Origin of the sequence: Candidatus Tisiphia endosymbiont of Stenodema calcarata, assembly GCF_964030695.1 — a bacterium.
GTDB lineage: Bacteria > Pseudomonadota > Alphaproteobacteria > Rickettsiales > Rickettsiaceae > Tisiphia.
This window is the reverse complement of record NZ_OZ034911.1, coordinates 678,510-692,834: the sequence shown is the minus strand read 5'-3', so window position 1 is coordinate 692,834 and position 14,325 is coordinate 678,510. Positions and strand designations below refer to the sequence as shown.

The window sequence follows — 14,325 nt, the reverse complement described above, 5'->3', positions numbered from 1 at the left end:
CCCAGCTTTGGTAGAAGTTAACTCAAAATTAGTAAGAATTGCAAAAAATTTTATACGACAACAACACAAGGTCAAAAACAATAATTTTCAAAATAATCTTGTATAATCCTCGGTGTTTCGTGTATAAATTAAGTTTTAAAATAAGTTCTAAAAATTTGTAAGCTCTATATGAAATTAGCAAAATTATTATTTTATACCATCACTACCTGCTTAGCTTTATCTAGCTGTAAAACTAAGAAGATAGATGAAGATTTAATTGTTCCAGCTCCTGAATTATACAATGATGGTCTTGTGTTATTGGAAAAACAAAAATATTTGAAAGCTGCCGAAGAATTTTCTAGAATTTTTTATCAAGACCCTGGTAATAAAATGACTCCTCAAGCTGAGTTAATGCAAGCCTATTCTTTATTTTTAGCATGTCAGTATGAGGAAGCGGTAGATGTACTTGATACTTTTATTAAGCTTCATCCAATGCATGAAGATATTGCATATGCGTATTACCTAAAGGCATTATCGTATTATATGCAAATCTCAAATGTACAGCTTGATCAATCAAGAACCTTTTTAGCTAAAGAAAGTTTTGAAGATGTTATAAAACTTTTTCCTAAAACAAAATATTCAATTGATGCATCTTTAAAAATTGATTTAGTAAATGATCATTTAGCCGGTAAGGAAATGGACGTAGGTCGTTATTATCTCAGTAGAAATAACCCGATAGCTGCTATCAATAGATTTCAGCTTATTGTGGATAATTACCAAACTACATCACATATACCAGAAGCACTTTATCGTTTAGTGGAAAGTTATTTAATGCTGGGACTTAGCGTTGAAGCGAAGAAATATGCTGCAGTACTTGGTCACAACTACCCAAACAGTAACTGGTATAAATATTGTCAACCGTTTATTAACAACTTTCCAAAGGGACCAAATAAAACGCCATCTCAATAATAGAATTTTTTTACAATTCTACTTTTGCTGGTAAATTTTACGTCGCTCTTGGACTCAAGTCTGTAATGCATATTTCATGCCACTTACGGTTTTTTGCTTTTTTTGCCTCTTCTATAAATTCTCTAGCATAAGTACCTTATTTAGGCTCTATATATCTTATGGGATTGTTGCAACAGTTTCATTATATAGAATAAAGCCTTTATCATTTATTATTTAACAATCTAGGTATTTTTATGAAGAAAAAAGCTTACTTTTTATTTTTTTTCTATATTTCATTTTGTTTCTCTGCTTATGCTAAGAAAGAATTATATACTATATGGCAGGATACTGTAGTAGTTGACGATCCACTGATAGAGGAACTAATTGACAGTAAAGCAATGCAAAGATTAAAATTAATTGATCAATCTGGGCCCGCACCTTATATAGGGTTACTTCCATATTTTAGTAGATATGATCATAGTATAGGGGTATTTGTATTACTTCAAAAAGCACAAGTATCAAAAATTGAGCAAATAGCTGGGCTATTACATGATACTTCCCACACTGTTTTTTCTCATTTAGGAGACAATTTATTTTATCATGAGCAGCAAGAAAAGTCCTATCAAGATACTATTCATTTATGGTTTTTACGTTCTATGAAAATAGATGAAATTATAAGTAGATATAATATTACGATAAAAGATCTTGATCCAGATGATCCAAAATATACGGCTCTTGAAAGACCACTACCTGATCTTTGTGCTGATAGAATACAATATAATATTCATACAGCAGTAATACTTAATAAAATATCTAAATTAGAAGCAAAGGAAATAGTAGATGATCTGAAATTCCATAATGGAGTTTGGTTTTTTACTAATAAAAATACTGCCAAGAAATTTGCAATGATTCCTTTATATTTAATTAAAGAATTATGGGGAGCCCCATTTAATGCTGTAGTTTATGATTATTTTCATAAAATCTTAAAACGTGCTATAAAAATAAAACTAGTTTCTAAAGATGAGTTACATTTTAGCGTAGATCAAAATGTAATGCAAAAAATAGAAAATAGTAATGATAAAATTATAAAAAATTTATTAAATAAATGCAAAGAAGATGCAAAATCTTTTAGACTAGCTAAATATGGTAAGGGTCAAATAAATATAAAACCAAAATTCAGAGGTATTGATCCTTTAATTCTTGATAACAACCAATATAAAAAATTATCTCAATTAGATGGAGATTTTTCAAAAAAATTTAAAGAAGTGCAAAATTGGTGTAAAAATGGTTATGGAATTAACCTTCCTAATTCATAGGATTAAATTTATTAGACGGCATTGAATCTAGCCTAGATGCCTAAAGCACCAACAGAACTAGAGTTATGCAAGAGGTTCTAATGTTACAAAGTCTTTCGGTGAAGAATTTTATTTTGATAGACGAACTGGAGATAGAGTTTGAGAAAGGACTATGTGTGATTACCGGTGAAACTGGAGCTGGTAAGTCTATTTTGCTAGATGCAATTTTGTTCTCTTTAGGTAACAAATTCTCTGATAATGTAATAAAACATGGATGCGATTATTGTACGGTTGCTACAACATTTACTCTCAATAATGATTTAAAAAAGCTTTTGGAACAATTTAATATTGAGTGTGACCAAGAATTACTGATAAAACGTATCCAAAAATCTGGTAACCGCAAAAAATTTCTTATAAATGATCAAGCGGTGACAGTAAATACCTTGCAACAAGTAGCAGATTATTTATTTGAACTTCATGGACAAAATAGCCCTACTACCCTTCTTACCCCCTCCTCCCATATTAATATTCTAGACGATTATGGAAACCTTCTGGGTTTAAGAGCTGAATTATCCAAGCATTTCAATATTTTACAAGCAACTACTAAAGAAATCAATAAAGTCACAAAAGATAAAGATACTATAGAACGAGAGATAGATTATTTAAATTTTGTAACCAAGGAATTAAAAACTCTTGACTATCAAGTGGGAGAAGAAGAAAAACTTACCACTATAAGACACAGTTTACAAAATCGTGATAAAGAAATACAAGCAACTCAAGATATATTATCACATCTTGAAACTCCTGAAATTAATAAGTCCATTGCTAATGTTCAACGTTTAATAGCCCGTAACTTACAGGGAAATGAAGAATTTGCCTCTATTTCATTAAATTTGGATGATTGTTATAATAGTCTAGAAGAAGCACGTATAAAATTACAAAACATTATTAATAACTTTGATACAAATGAATTTAACTTAGATGAAGTGGAAGAAAGACTGTTTAAAATCCGTGACATAGCACGAAAATATAATATCTCTTGCGATAAAATACCTGAATTTGTTGACAATTCTAACCAACAATTAAATGCTCTGAAGGATAAAATTAATAACGTTAAAATCCTAGATATGAACAAGCTAGCTGGTCATAAAAAATATTTTGAACTAGCTGAAAATTTATCGCATCAGCGTTCTAAAATAGCCAAAAACCTAGAGTTAGCTATGCAAAAAGAGCTTGAACAACTTAAAATGGAAAAGGCAATTTTTAAAGTAGAAATAGTCTCTAAGGATAATATTGCAAGCCAAACTGACAATAAACATTTTTTGGAAGACAGGGATACTTCTCAAGTAATGTTATCTAAGGTATCAGATAATGGTATCGATAATGTGCGTTTCGTTGCCTCAACTAACCCTGGTATGCAACTTGCTCCTATTGATAAAATTGCTTCTGGTGGTGAATTATCAAGATTTATGTTAGCACTAAAAATTTGTCTTTTTGATAAACTACTTAAGGAAACTATTATTTTTGATGAAATAGATACAGGAATTGGTGGTATCGTAGCCGATAAAGTAGGAGAAAAACTAAAAAAGCTTAGCTCTATTGCCCAAGTTATCACAATTACTCACCAACCGCAAGTGGCAGGTAAGGCAGATCAGCATATTGTCGTTAACAAGCTACAATTGAATGAAAGTACTAAAATTACTGTAAAAAATCTAAATCTTCAAGAGAGGCAAGCTGAACTTGCTCGCATGATCTCAGGCAAATCTATTACCGATGCGAGCTTGAAGGCAGCTAAAGAGCTTCTACATCCTTAGCCCCCTTCCCCTTAAGCAACCACCTTTTTCTTAATTACTTTATTAGGATTTACTTGAAGTTTTTCTTTAATTCTAGCTGCTTTACCACTTAGATTTCTTAAGTAATATAGTTTAGCACGACGTACTACACCATATTTAACAACTTCAATCGAATGTACAATTGGTGAGAAAATCATAAATCGTCTTTCCACACCTTCACCATGACTGACCTTACGAACTACAAAAGAAGATGCAACACCACTATTCCTTCTAGCAATTACTACGCCTTCATACATTTGAAATCTTTCTAGTAATTTTTCCTTACCATCTTTCTCAACTGTTCGGTCAATTATCTTTACAGTAACCTTTACAGTATCTCCTGCTTTAAAGTCAGGAATCTTTTTATTTTCCGTTAGTTTCAGAATTTGCTGTTGTTCAAACTCTTCAATAATATTCATTACCTTAAACTCCTATAAATATTTAATAAATCCGGCCTACGTTTTTTAGTAATCTCTAAAGATTGCTTGCTTTTCCAATCTTTAATTAATTGATGATTACCAGACAACAAAATACTCGGAACTTCTCTACTTTTCCATTTTGCCGGTCTCGTATACAGAGGACATTCAAGCAATCCAGCAAACTCTCCATTTTCCTCAAAAGATTCTGATTGCAATGTGTCTTGATTCAGTAATACATTCGGAAGTAATCTAATCAAGCAATCAAGAATAGCAAGAGCTGCCACCTCACCACCAGATAAAATATAATCCCCTATACTAATTTCCGTTACATTATACTCTTCAATTATACGTTCGTCAACCCCTTCAAAGCGACCACATAAAATTATTATTTGCTTTTCTTGTATAATTTCACGAGCAATATTTTGGTTAAATAGCTTTCCTCTTGGTGAGGGATAATATATTTTGGCATTAGGATTTGAAGACAAAACATGATCTATACAACTACCCACCACATCTGGACGCATTATCAGTCCGTTACCACCACCATAAGGCTCATCATCAACATTTTTATGCCTAGTTAATCCAAAATCTTTTATATTAACCACATTATAAGACCAAATACCCTTTTCTAAGGCTTGCCCTGCAAGGGAATATTGCAAAAATCCAGGGAACATTTCTGGAAATATGGTTAATATTGATGCATGTAATGAAGACATGTAATAAATAATTAAATAAATATGATGAAATTTTAAAATAAAAAAATTGATTTGACTTATATTATAGTTTATATAATTAGGCAATATGAATCCACTAACACTTTATTGTTAATCTTCATCATTTATTTTTCGGAGCATGGCGCAGCCTGGTAGCGCATCTGGTTTGGGACCAGAGGGTCGGGAGTTCAAATCTCTCTGCTCCGACCACAAATTTCATTGTATTTAACATTTAATACCTCCTTTACTATTAAACAAATGTGGGCTGATATGGGGTATCAGTCTAAAGATTTAAAGGGTCTCATTAGGAAAAGTATAACATAGATTTAGAAATTGTTAAACGACCAGCGTGCAGATTTTGGATACCAGAAAGTACACCATTAGAACTATTGCCAACAAGAGAAGTTGGGTTTAAAGTACAGCCAAGGCGATGGGTTGTTGAGAGAAGCTTTGCCTGGATAAATAGAAATAGAAGGCTCTCCAAGGAATATGATTTTCTTACTGATTCTAGTGAAAATATAATTTTTTTGGCTATGAGTCGATTACTTCTTCGTAGGATATTTACTAATTCACATTACCATAGTACACAAACATTTGATAAAATATAGGCAGAAGGTCAGGAAATTAAGAGTTTTGCAGAGAATATAGATTTACAGCATGGGAGAATAGAAAGAAGAAAAATCGAGATAATTGATATGCCATTTGGATATTTAAATGGCATATCAATTAAATATGCAAAATTACCCGAAAAAGAGAAAAGAAGCACAAGGCTAATAGCTGTGAGACAGAGAATGTATTAATGATTACTAGTTTAGAGAAAAAGTTTAGTATAGAAGAATTGTTAAAATTTAATAGAAGTCATTGGTCATGCGAAAATAATTTAAACTGGATAAAAGATAAGGTTTTTGAAGAAAACAAGTCAACTATTAGCACTGGAGAAGCTCCGTTAATAATGTCATTATTGAGGACAATAACTCTTTCTATAATAGCTCTATTTTCAAACAAAATTACTGAAACTAGAGAAAACTTTAACAATTATAGACATAACTTAAAGTTGGAATTTTTAAACTGCCCTGATTGGATATAGACAAAGGAGTGTTTTACATGATAACAATATTATGGTATACTGATGCCAAAGTGTACTAATACCATTTCCGAAAACTAATCATCACGTCGTCGTACTTCATGATCTCCGCTCCTCACGTACTAGTTGTACGCGAAGGTAGCCGACACTCGTACTCCGAGTAGCAATTTAGTTTTGAGAAATGGTATTAGTCACCAAATTTTCATCAATTGACTATAAATATCAAGTTTATAACTTACAATAATATATTATGAATTTTATCGATGAAGCTAAAATATACTTAAAAGCCGGTAATGGTGGTGATGGGGCGATTAGTTTTCATCGAGAAAAATATATTGATATGGGTGGACCTGATGGTGGCGATGGTGGTCGTGGTGGTAGCATTATTTTTAAGTGCAATTCTCATCTTAATACTTTAGTAAATTTTAGTCATAAACTGCATTTTAAAGCAGAAAATGGTGAGAATGGTAAAGGCTCAAACCGTAGTGGGAAGTCTAAACCTGCTTTACTCTTAGAAATACCAGTAGGAACACAAATATTCTCAGAACATGGCGATGTTCTACTATATGATTTCACTTCCGATGAACAAACTTTTGAAATTCTTAAGGGAGGCAAAGGCGGGCTTGGTAATAGCCATTTTAAGTCATCTACCAATCAAGCTCCGCGACGTAGGACTGAAGGTGTTGTTGGAGAAGAGATGTGGGTAAATTTACAACTCAAACTACTTTCAGATGTTGGTCTTATAGGTCTACCTAATGCAGGGAAATCAACTTTCCTTGCAGCCACGACATCAGCAAAACCTAAAATTGCTGATTATCCATTTACCACACTAAGCCCTAATCTTGGTGTGGTTTATGTAGATGATGAAGAATTTGTGATAGCTGATATCCCAGGTTTAATAGAAGGGGCTCACTTAGGACATGGACTAGGTGATAAGTTCCTAAAACATATTGAGAGATGTAATTTATTGATTCATTTGATATCAGCAACAACTGATAATTTGATTGCTGATTATAGAACTATTAGGAACGAGCTTGAATCATATTCGAACTTATTAAAAAATAAGTTTGAAATAATTTGTTTGAATAAGTGCGATGTTTTGTTAGAAGAAGAAATTAAAGACAAAATTACAGAATTGCAAAAGATTACTAGAGAGGAAATTTTTGTAGTGTCTAGCTATACAAGAACTGGATTAAATAGGGTAATTAAAAAAGCTCTTGAAAACGTAAAAAACACAAATCATCCCAATTTGCAGGTAAATTAAATCCCTCCCATATATTTTTCGAACTTATTTTCCTCGTCTTGATATTTATCTGCATCCGGTAGAGCTGGTTTTTTAATAGTAATATTAGGCCACATGCTTGAGAAAAATTTAGCTCTCTCTATCCAATCAATCAGCTGTTCTGACTCTGGCTTAATAGCTTTAACCGGACACTCAAGCTCGCACACTCCACAATCAATACATTCATCGGGATTAATCACCAACATTAACTCCCCTTCATAGAAACAATCAACAGGACATACTTCTACACAATCGGTATATTTACATTTTATGCACTCATCGGTAACAACATAAGTCATGAATTATCATATTCCTTGAATTTGGCTATTAAAATACAAGATCTCAAACCTAAAACTAATAGAAAATATAGTATACTAGTTATAAACATTAGCACTAAGGGCAATAACATAGAATTATGAATTGTCGGACTGCCTAGCCGTAAAACACTTGCTGGCTGGTGTAAACTATACCAAATATTTACCGAAAATTTTACTATGGGGATATTGATAAAACCAATCAATGCAATCACCGAAGCTGGTTTTTCAGCACGCCTTATATTATCACCACTATTAACAACTACTATATAACTTAAATATAGTAAGAATAATACTAACATTGAGGTAAGTCTAGCATCCCAAACCCACCAAGTCCCCCAAATAGGCTTTCCCCATAACGAACCTGTAACCATGCTAATCAGGCAAAAAACTGCACCAATAGGGCTACTGGCCACTGCCATTAAAAAGGACATTTTAGTCTTCCACACTAGATTACACAAGCTACAAATAGCCATAAATGTATAAATCCCTAGTGCCATCCAAGAAGCTGGCACATGAACATACATAATCCTGACCATCTCACCCTGCTGGTAATCTTGTGGTGAGACTATCAAAGCTTGGTATAACCCCAGTCCCATTAGTATCAACATGGAAACTAGCAATAATGGTATAATGGTTTGTATTAACTTACTAAAAAAATAAGGGTTTAGTAATTTAAACATTTAGCTACTTGGTTAATTATTTTTAAATATTGATTATAGTATAAATCATCGTTAATGTCAGTTATTCTCCAATTCTCGCTTTCAACTTCTACTATCTCTGCTTTAAAATTTTTATAAATTCGAACATCTTGATCGAGACTTAATAATAAACATTTACTGTTGGACATAGCTAATAAATGCTCAAGATTACTAATATATTTAAGGCTTTTTTGATCAGAATTATATAATTTTGCAACGCTTTTTCGGCTATTATCAAAAAAATATTCTAGACTATCACTAAGTAAAATAACATCTGTCAAAGGTCCTAATTTTTCATTTTTGATTTTCGTAAGTCTCTCTATTTGTTTTTTTGCCTTATCAAGATTTTGGTAAATATCTGAACTAATATCAGGAAATCGTCCCACTAATATCTTAGATAATTGTTCTAATACTACTTTTACATTATCTAAATCAAGCCAAATATGCCAATTACTATATGAGTCATTACTAATAATTTTTAGCCCCGTAAAATTACTAATTTTAATAACATTTTTACTATGACCATTCATTAACTTCCCAACAAAACCATCAAATTGCTCATCTATATAAAATACAATATCTGCATCTTTGACTTTTTTAAGATCACTAGGTTTTAAATTATAATGGTGCGGGCAATCATCATTATTGGCAATAGCTACAATCTCTGCTTGATCTTTAACTAGCATAGCTATAATAGCTGCTAGCGGAGTTATACTAGTAACAATTTTCACTTTACCACTGGCAAAAGCTGCATAATTAAATAATGTTATAATCATAGCAATAAAAATGCTAGCACTAATAGTAATTTTCATTATTTTCCAATAATTTAAATAATTGATTCTTATTAAGCGTAAAATCACTTTCTATCCAAGCTTTTTCTAATTTGTGGATCAGTACGCCAATAGCTTTACCATGAATATTTAATTTTTGCAAGTCATGACCCTTTATAGGAAATATTGGACGGGGTTTAGAGCTGTATCTATCTAGAAATTTTTTGGCTACCGTTCTATCTACTTTGCCTAATGATATTAGAACACTTATATACTGTAAATAATCATCATTTTTCCACCAAATTTCTCTTAATACAAATTCGTTTATTTCTCTATTAATAACTTTAAGTATCGTAGTGATTTTTACGGCGATTTGTCGGGAAAATTTTAAATTTAGTAAATCACTTAGTGATAAGTTCTTTATGTGATAAAATAAGAGTGAATACCTAGTGTAAGGCTCTAAAGAACCAAAATTAATTGCTTCTGACAAATATTTTTTATCAAACTGGCTAACTGGCAATATTATTTGCAATATGCCATTATCAAACATTTGCTGCAAAATATCAGGACTATTATCTGAGATAATCAATTTGTCCATTTCCCATTTTATCCGTTCTTTTGATAGTAATTTTAGATTTTCCTTCAATTTAATACAAGCATTTAGCCCATCTATATCCAGCTGTGCAGCATAATAGCAGGAAAACCGAAAAAACCGTAAAATACGCAAAAAATCTTCTTGGATTCGTTCAAATGCCTGTCCTATAAATATTACTTTCGATTGTCGCAAATCATCTATTCCACCAAAATAATCATAAATTTTATGTTCAAATGGGCAATAACTAAGGGCATTAATAGTAAAATCTCTTCTAGCAGCATCCTCCATAAAATCATCAGTAAAGATAACTTCTGCCCTCCTACCATCACATTTGATATCTTTTCTAAGTGTAGTAATCTCAAGTTTTTCATTCTTGAATAAAGCTGTAACTGTACCATGTTTTATGCCAGTTGGTATGACCTTAATGTTGGCTTTTGATAAAATATCTGTTACTTGTTTTGGTAATAAATTTGTTGCTATATCAACGTCATAGTTAACTACACCAAGAATAGCATCCCGAACAGCTCCCCCAACAATTCTAGCCACTCCTCCATTTAGTTTTAGTATTGACAGAATCTCTTTGTAAAATTCTTTGTAATAGCGTGATTGGATAGATAATTCTTTTGTTACAACGTGCATTATAGAAACACCTTATTTTTATTTTGTGTCATTATTTACAAGCTTCAGTTTTGGATTAAAATTAAAAATTTTAATCCAAAACTGGCTATAATATCAGAAAAATGCATTCTTGAAGCGGTTCTACGAATGCATTTTAATCTATTATCGCTAATAATCTTATTTTTATTGGTATAAAAATAAGATTATTAGCAAATGAAATATTTAACAATCAGGCGTCAAACCGCTTTAAGCCTGATTGTTTACATTCTCATTCCAATTTCGGATTAATGAAATTAATCCGAAATTGAGGTTACAAGCATATCCTTGATTTCATTCAGTGTTAGCTTTTGTTTCTTTAATCGTTGAATTTCTATACATTGTTCAATCATTTCAGGTGAGTAAAGCTGATAGCGTGATTTAGTAACATCAGCAATTTCAAGCAAACCTTCCTTAGTCCAAAAACGAATTGTTGACACAGTCTCATTGACAGCTTTTGCAAGCTTACCAATTCTTAATAATTTCTCTGATAATACTATATCTGAAGAGTTTACAGAGTTTGCTGCTTTAAGATAAATATCAAGAGAACGATTGACTGCATTAAAGATAATCTTTCCATAGGCTTCTTTTGAACCACCAAGTTGTGCAGTTTCTAGAGATGTTATATAAGGTAACCTCTCTTGTAGTCTAATAATAGCCGGTGGATAACCTGCCATTATTAGAATTAAATTCATCAATAATCGTGCAGTTCGACCATTCCCGTCTGAGAAAGGATGAATAGTTACTAGTCGATAATGTGCTTCTCCTGCAAACTGTACAGGATGCATATCTTTAGATGAGTTTAGCCATGCAATAAAATCTGCCATCAAGTTTGGTACTTTTACTGGATTTGGCATTATTACCCTTGAACCTGAAATACGTATACTCTTCTGCTTTGAAGAATTGGCTTCGCAAAACTGCGGGGAATTCGCGTACTCACGTAGGTTTACTACGCTCCGTTCGCTCACCCCTTGTTTTACGCTCCAATTCTTCAAATCATTTGAGTATACTGCTACTCGTCTATAACATCCAGCATTATAATCATCGATACCCTTTAGGATAAGAGCATGAATTGATAAAATATCGTTTTCAGTAATTTCACAAGTTTTCTTTTGCTGTATTTCATGGATTAAGTCCAAAGCTTGTGCATGATTTTTTGCCTCAAGATGTTCTACTAACGATTTTCCACCAACTGTTAAGCCTTTTTCAATTACCACAGCAGTTTCCAAACGCGAGAGAGTATTCCCCTCAATAGCATTACTGGTATAAGTCAACTCTACCTTAAACCACTGCTCCAAGTTTTTAACTAACTCTGAAGTTAATGGTCTGATTCTATCCAGTTGCTTTTTTTTGTTGTCTAGTAGGTCATATTTCATATAGTAAAATATAAAGTATCACTTAATGCTTTTCAACAATTATTTTTCTATAATCGTCATTGCAAGGCTCTTTAGATGCCACAACTGTTGAAAGTTAAAAAACTGTGAACACTCACAAAAAACCGTCTATTAGCGAGCGAACGTACGTGAGCGTGGCAATCCATGAATCTTGTCATATGGATATCTATTATATCATACTTTTAACTTACAATTGCTTCGTCGGCCTTACAGCCTCCTCGCAATGACGTATAGGGAAGCTGTATTTACTAACTTTCAACAGTTGTGGACCTATGGTCTCCTCGCAATGATACTTCCCCTAGTTAATTTCCTACTAAACTACTGGCAAATAAAACCGGATTAAACGATTTTAAATCATCTATTTTCTCTCCTATCCCTATAAAATATACTGGTAAGGTGAATTGCTGTACAACACCAACTATTACGCCAGCTTTTGCTGTACCGTCTAATTTAGTAACTATAAGACCTTTTATGTTAGCAATAGCCGAAAATTGTTCGACTTGGTTATATACATTTTGCCCAGTGGTAGCATCAATTACCAATATACTATGGTGAGGTGCTGTATCATCAATCTTCTTGATCACTCGAACAATTTTTCCAAGCTCTTCCATCAGATTTTTTTGGTTATGTAATCTGCCAGCTGTATCAATAAATAATATATCCACATCGTTGTTTATTGAGTACTGCATAGAAGTGTAAGCAACACTAGCAGGATCAGCTGATTCTTTTCCTGTAATAAACATAGAACCACTTCTATCAGCCCAACTAGATAATTGGCTAACAGCACCAGCTCTAAATGTATCACAAGCTGCAATAGCCACTTTTTTACCTTGCCCACTATAAATGGCGGCAAGCTTTCCTATCGTAGTAGTTTTACCTGAACCATTAACCCCGCAAACTAGTATGACATTAAGCTTTTTATCGTACAATTCAAAATTTTTACTAGTTTTTATCAATAATTGCCCGATAATATTGGCAAGTTGTTCTTTGATTACCAAACTACTCACTTCTTTGTCAAATTTGATAGATCTTAGTTTACTGACAAGTTCTATCGCAACAGATGGAGTTATATCTGAAGATATTAACAACTCTTCTAGCTCATTTAAAGTTTGCTCATCTAGCTTTTGTTTATAAAATATTTGATCAATGCCCGAAGATATTTTATCCGAGCTATTGATTAATGCCTGTTTTAATTTAGTAAATATAGAAGTCATTTTATAGCCGCCCTTTTAAGCCTATCATTAATTGCAACGCCGATACCAATTTCTGGGATGGAGGCAACGGCAATTGCTAATCCATTTAATTCCGCATAATTGTCCAATATTCTAAGGTTGGCAAATAGGTTACTAGCTGCTTCAATTAAATCACCAGTTAAACTTAAGTTAAGCGAAAATTTGCCCTCAAGCTTACTATTAGCAAAATTCAGCCCTACCTCATTAACTTCTAAACTCTCTGCATTCAACCTTACTCTAACTTTTGGAGAGTAGTGTTTATTCATCATACCTGGAGCTTTAATTTGCATCAAGCTAGGTGTTTTATCTAATTTCTTACCTAGAACTTCCTCTAATGCTTCCTTCGTTATAAAGCCATCTCGCAAAATAGTTAAGTTATTAGTAGTAGTGTCCACTATGGTGGACTCTATACCATACTGACACTTACAATCATTCAAATTATCGCCTAAAATAAAAACATCTTTCTCATCTGAAAAATGTTCTTTTACATGTTCTAAAGTCGTGCTACTAATATAACCTGATGGGTTAGCACTAGGTGCTGCTACAGCCGTACCAGATTTTCTTATTAGCTCCAAAGCAATATTATGTGATGGTATACGGAGTGCAACCGAGGTCAGTCCAGCTAATACTGACCTCGTTATATTTGCACCGCTTTTTAATGGTACAACAATAGATAAAGGTCCTGGCCAAAAGATATTACTTAACTTAAGAGCATCCGCATTAAATTCCCCTATAGTTTTAGCTTGCCTCATAGTTGCCACGTGGACAATCAGAGGATTTATACTTGGACGCTTTTTTATCTTAAAAATCTTTTGACAAGCTTGTTCGTTACTAGCATCTGCACCAAGTCCATATACTGTTTCTGTTGGAAAAGCTACTACATTACCAAGTTGTATGAATTTGGCAGCCTGCTTTAATGTATCGCTCACCTTACGCATACCCCCATGACAATTTAAAAATTATCAAAGAAATCCAAAACGTCATTGCGAGGAGGCGTGAAGCCGACGAAGCAATCCATTCCTGATCACTTTTTTGGATTGCTTCGTCGCCACTGAAGTGACTACTCGCAATGACGGTTGAACCGAAAAACGACTCCTTACAATGATGTTTAGG

The 14,325-nt window shown here is 32.9% G+C and carries 14 protein-coding genes, 1 tRNA gene and 1 pseudogene; 7 read left to right on the top strand and 9 right to left on the bottom strand.

Annotated features, from left to right (window positions below; genetic code table 11):
• Positions 1-168: 168 nt before the first annotated feature.
• From ACQH1W_RS03210 to recN, 3 genes are all read left to right on the top strand, one after another.
• On the top strand, positions 169-948 hold the full coding sequence (locus ACQH1W_RS03210; protein ID WP_375333052.1) for an outer membrane protein assembly factor BamD: 780 nt from the start codon (positions 169-171) through the stop codon (positions 946-948).
• A gap of 233 nt (positions 949-1,181) precedes the next feature.
• Positions 1,182-2,243 (top strand): hypothetical protein, encoded by a 1,062-nt coding sequence (locus ACQH1W_RS03205; protein WP_341763353.1) that lies wholly within the window; start codon positions 1,182-1,184, stop codon positions 2,241-2,243.
• 80 nt (positions 2,244-2,323) lie between these two features.
• Positions 2,324-4,036, top strand: coding sequence for a DNA repair protein RecN (recN, locus tag ACQH1W_RS03200; protein WP_425361172.1), 1,713 nt, complete (start codon positions 2,324-2,326; stop codon positions 4,034-4,036).
• A gap of 11 nt (positions 4,037-4,047) precedes the next feature.
• On the opposite strand, the gene rplS is transcribed toward recN, so the two are convergent.
• Both rplS and trmD read right to left on the bottom strand, forming a co-directional pair.
• Positions 4,048-4,473, bottom strand: coding sequence for a 50S ribosomal protein L19 (gene rplS / locus ACQH1W_RS03195; protein WP_341747533.1), 426 nt, complete (start codon positions 4,471-4,473; stop codon positions 4,048-4,050).
• Positions 4,473-5,189, bottom strand: coding sequence for a tRNA (guanosine(37)-N1)-methyltransferase TrmD (trmD, locus tag ACQH1W_RS03190; RefSeq protein WP_341763408.1), 717 nt, complete (start codon positions 5,187-5,189; stop codon positions 4,473-4,475). The genes rplS and trmD overlap by 1 nt, the downstream gene beginning before the upstream one ends.
• Before the next feature lie 130 nt (positions 5,190-5,319).
• Between trmD and ACQH1W_RS03185 the strand changes: the two genes are divergently transcribed.
• From ACQH1W_RS03185 to obgE, 4 genes and pseudogenes are all read left to right on the top strand, one after another.
• A tRNA-Pro gene (locus tag ACQH1W_RS03185) sits at positions 5,320-5,396 on the top strand.
• A 182-nt stretch (positions 5,397-5,578) separates the two neighbouring features.
• Positions 5,579-5,794, top strand: a pseudogene (locus tag ACQH1W_RS03180) (transposase); the annotation flags it as partial.
• A 191-nt stretch (positions 5,795-5,985) separates the two neighbouring features.
• Positions 5,986-6,273 (top strand): hypothetical protein, encoded by a 288-nt coding sequence (locus ACQH1W_RS03175; RefSeq protein WP_341763351.1) that lies wholly within the window; start codon positions 5,986-5,988, stop codon positions 6,271-6,273.
• 247 nt (positions 6,274-6,520) lie between these two features.
• Entirely contained in the window at positions 6,521-7,534 is a 1,014-nt protein-coding gene (obgE, locus tag ACQH1W_RS03170) for a GTPase ObgE (protein ID WP_425361171.1), read from the top strand.
• On the opposite strand, the gene fdxA is transcribed toward obgE, so the two are convergent.
• The 7 genes from fdxA to ACQH1W_RS03135 all read right to left on the bottom strand — a co-directional run bounded on the left by fdxA (position 7,531) and on the right by ACQH1W_RS03135 (position 14,141).
• A complete protein-coding gene (gene fdxA, locus ACQH1W_RS03165; RefSeq protein ID WP_375333055.1) occupies positions 7,531-7,851 on the bottom strand; it encodes a ferredoxin FdxA in 321 nt (106 codons plus the stop codon). The two genes, obgE and fdxA, sit on opposite strands and share 4 nt — an antisense overlap.
• Positions 7,848-8,549, bottom strand: coding sequence for a heme ABC transporter permease (locus tag ACQH1W_RS03160; RefSeq protein WP_341763348.1), 702 nt, complete (start codon positions 8,547-8,549; stop codon positions 7,848-7,850). Before ACQH1W_RS03160 ends, fdxA begins: the two co-directional genes overlap by 4 nt.
• Positions 8,534-9,379 (bottom strand): metal ABC transporter substrate-binding protein, encoded by an 846-nt coding sequence (locus ACQH1W_RS03155; protein ID WP_375333056.1) that lies wholly within the window; start codon positions 9,377-9,379, stop codon positions 8,534-8,536. The genes ACQH1W_RS03160 and ACQH1W_RS03155 overlap by 16 nt, the downstream gene beginning before the upstream one ends.
• Positions 9,363-10,571 (bottom strand): CCA tRNA nucleotidyltransferase, encoded by a 1,209-nt coding sequence (locus ACQH1W_RS03150; RefSeq protein ID WP_375333057.1) that lies wholly within the window; start codon positions 10,569-10,571, stop codon positions 9,363-9,365. The genes ACQH1W_RS03155 and ACQH1W_RS03150 overlap by 17 nt, the downstream gene beginning before the upstream one ends.
• A gap of 272 nt (positions 10,572-10,843) precedes the next feature.
• Positions 10,844-11,962 carry a Fic family protein gene (locus tag ACQH1W_RS03145; RefSeq protein WP_375333058.1) on the bottom strand — a complete coding sequence of 373 codons (1,119 nt, stop codon included), beginning with the start codon at positions 11,960-11,962 and terminating at the stop codon, positions 10,844-10,846.
• 320 nt (positions 11,963-12,282) lie between these two features.
• Positions 12,283-13,194, bottom strand: coding sequence for a signal recognition particle-docking protein FtsY (gene ftsY / locus ACQH1W_RS03140; RefSeq protein WP_375333059.1), 912 nt, complete (start codon positions 13,192-13,194; stop codon positions 12,283-12,285).
• Positions 13,191-14,141 (bottom strand): L-threonylcarbamoyladenylate synthase, encoded by a 951-nt coding sequence (locus tag ACQH1W_RS03135; protein WP_425361170.1) that lies wholly within the window; start codon positions 14,139-14,141, stop codon positions 13,191-13,193. Before ACQH1W_RS03135 ends, ftsY begins: the two co-directional genes overlap by 4 nt.
• Positions 14,142-14,325: the final 184 nt, after the last annotated feature.

What these genes read in the sequence shown, in the direction of transcription:
- fdxA (WP_375333055.1), bottom strand. Translation starts at nt 7,851, where the DNA reads ATGACTTATGTTGTTACCGATGAGTGCATAAAATGTAAATATACCGAT.
- ACQH1W_RS03150 (WP_375333057.1), bottom strand. Translation starts at nt 10,571, where the DNA reads ATGCACGTTGTAACAAAAGAATTATCTATCCAATCACGCTATTACAAA.
- ACQH1W_RS03160 (WP_341763348.1), bottom strand. Translation starts at nt 8,549, where the DNA reads ATGTTTAAATTACTAAACCCTTATTTTTTTAGTAAGTTAATACAAACC.
- obgE (WP_425361171.1), top strand. Translation starts at nt 6,521, where the DNA reads ATGAATTTTATCGATGAAGCTAAAATATACTTAAAAGCCGGTAATGGT.
- ACQH1W_RS03155 (WP_375333056.1), bottom strand. Translation starts at nt 9,379, where the DNA reads ATGAAAATTACTATTAGTGCTAGCATTTTTATTGCTATGATTATAACA.
- recN (WP_425361172.1), top strand. Translation starts at nt 2,324, where the DNA reads ATGTTACAAAGTCTTTCGGTGAAGAATTTTATTTTGATAGACGAACTG.
- ACQH1W_RS03175 (WP_341763351.1), top strand. Translation starts at nt 5,986, where the DNA reads ATGATTACTAGTTTAGAGAAAAAGTTTAGTATAGAAGAATTGTTAAAA.
- trmD (WP_341763408.1), bottom strand. Translation starts at nt 5,189, where the DNA reads ATGTCTTCATTACATGCATCAATATTAACCATATTTCCAGAAATGTTC.
- rplS (WP_341747533.1), bottom strand. Translation starts at nt 4,473, where the DNA reads ATGAATATTATTGAAGAGTTTGAACAACAGCAAATTCTGAAACTAACG.
- ACQH1W_RS03145 (WP_375333058.1), bottom strand. Translation starts at nt 11,962, where the DNA reads ATGAAATATGACCTACTAGACAACAAAAAAAAGCAACTGGATAGAATC.
- ACQH1W_RS03210 (WP_375333052.1), top strand. Translation starts at nt 169, where the DNA reads ATGAAATTAGCAAAATTATTATTTTATACCATCACTACCTGCTTAGCT.
- ftsY (WP_375333059.1), bottom strand. Translation starts at nt 13,194, where the DNA reads ATGACTTCTATATTTACTAAATTAAAACAGGCATTAATCAATAGCTCG.
- ACQH1W_RS03205 (WP_341763353.1), top strand. Translation starts at nt 1,182, where the DNA reads ATGAAGAAAAAAGCTTACTTTTTATTTTTTTTCTATATTTCATTTTGT.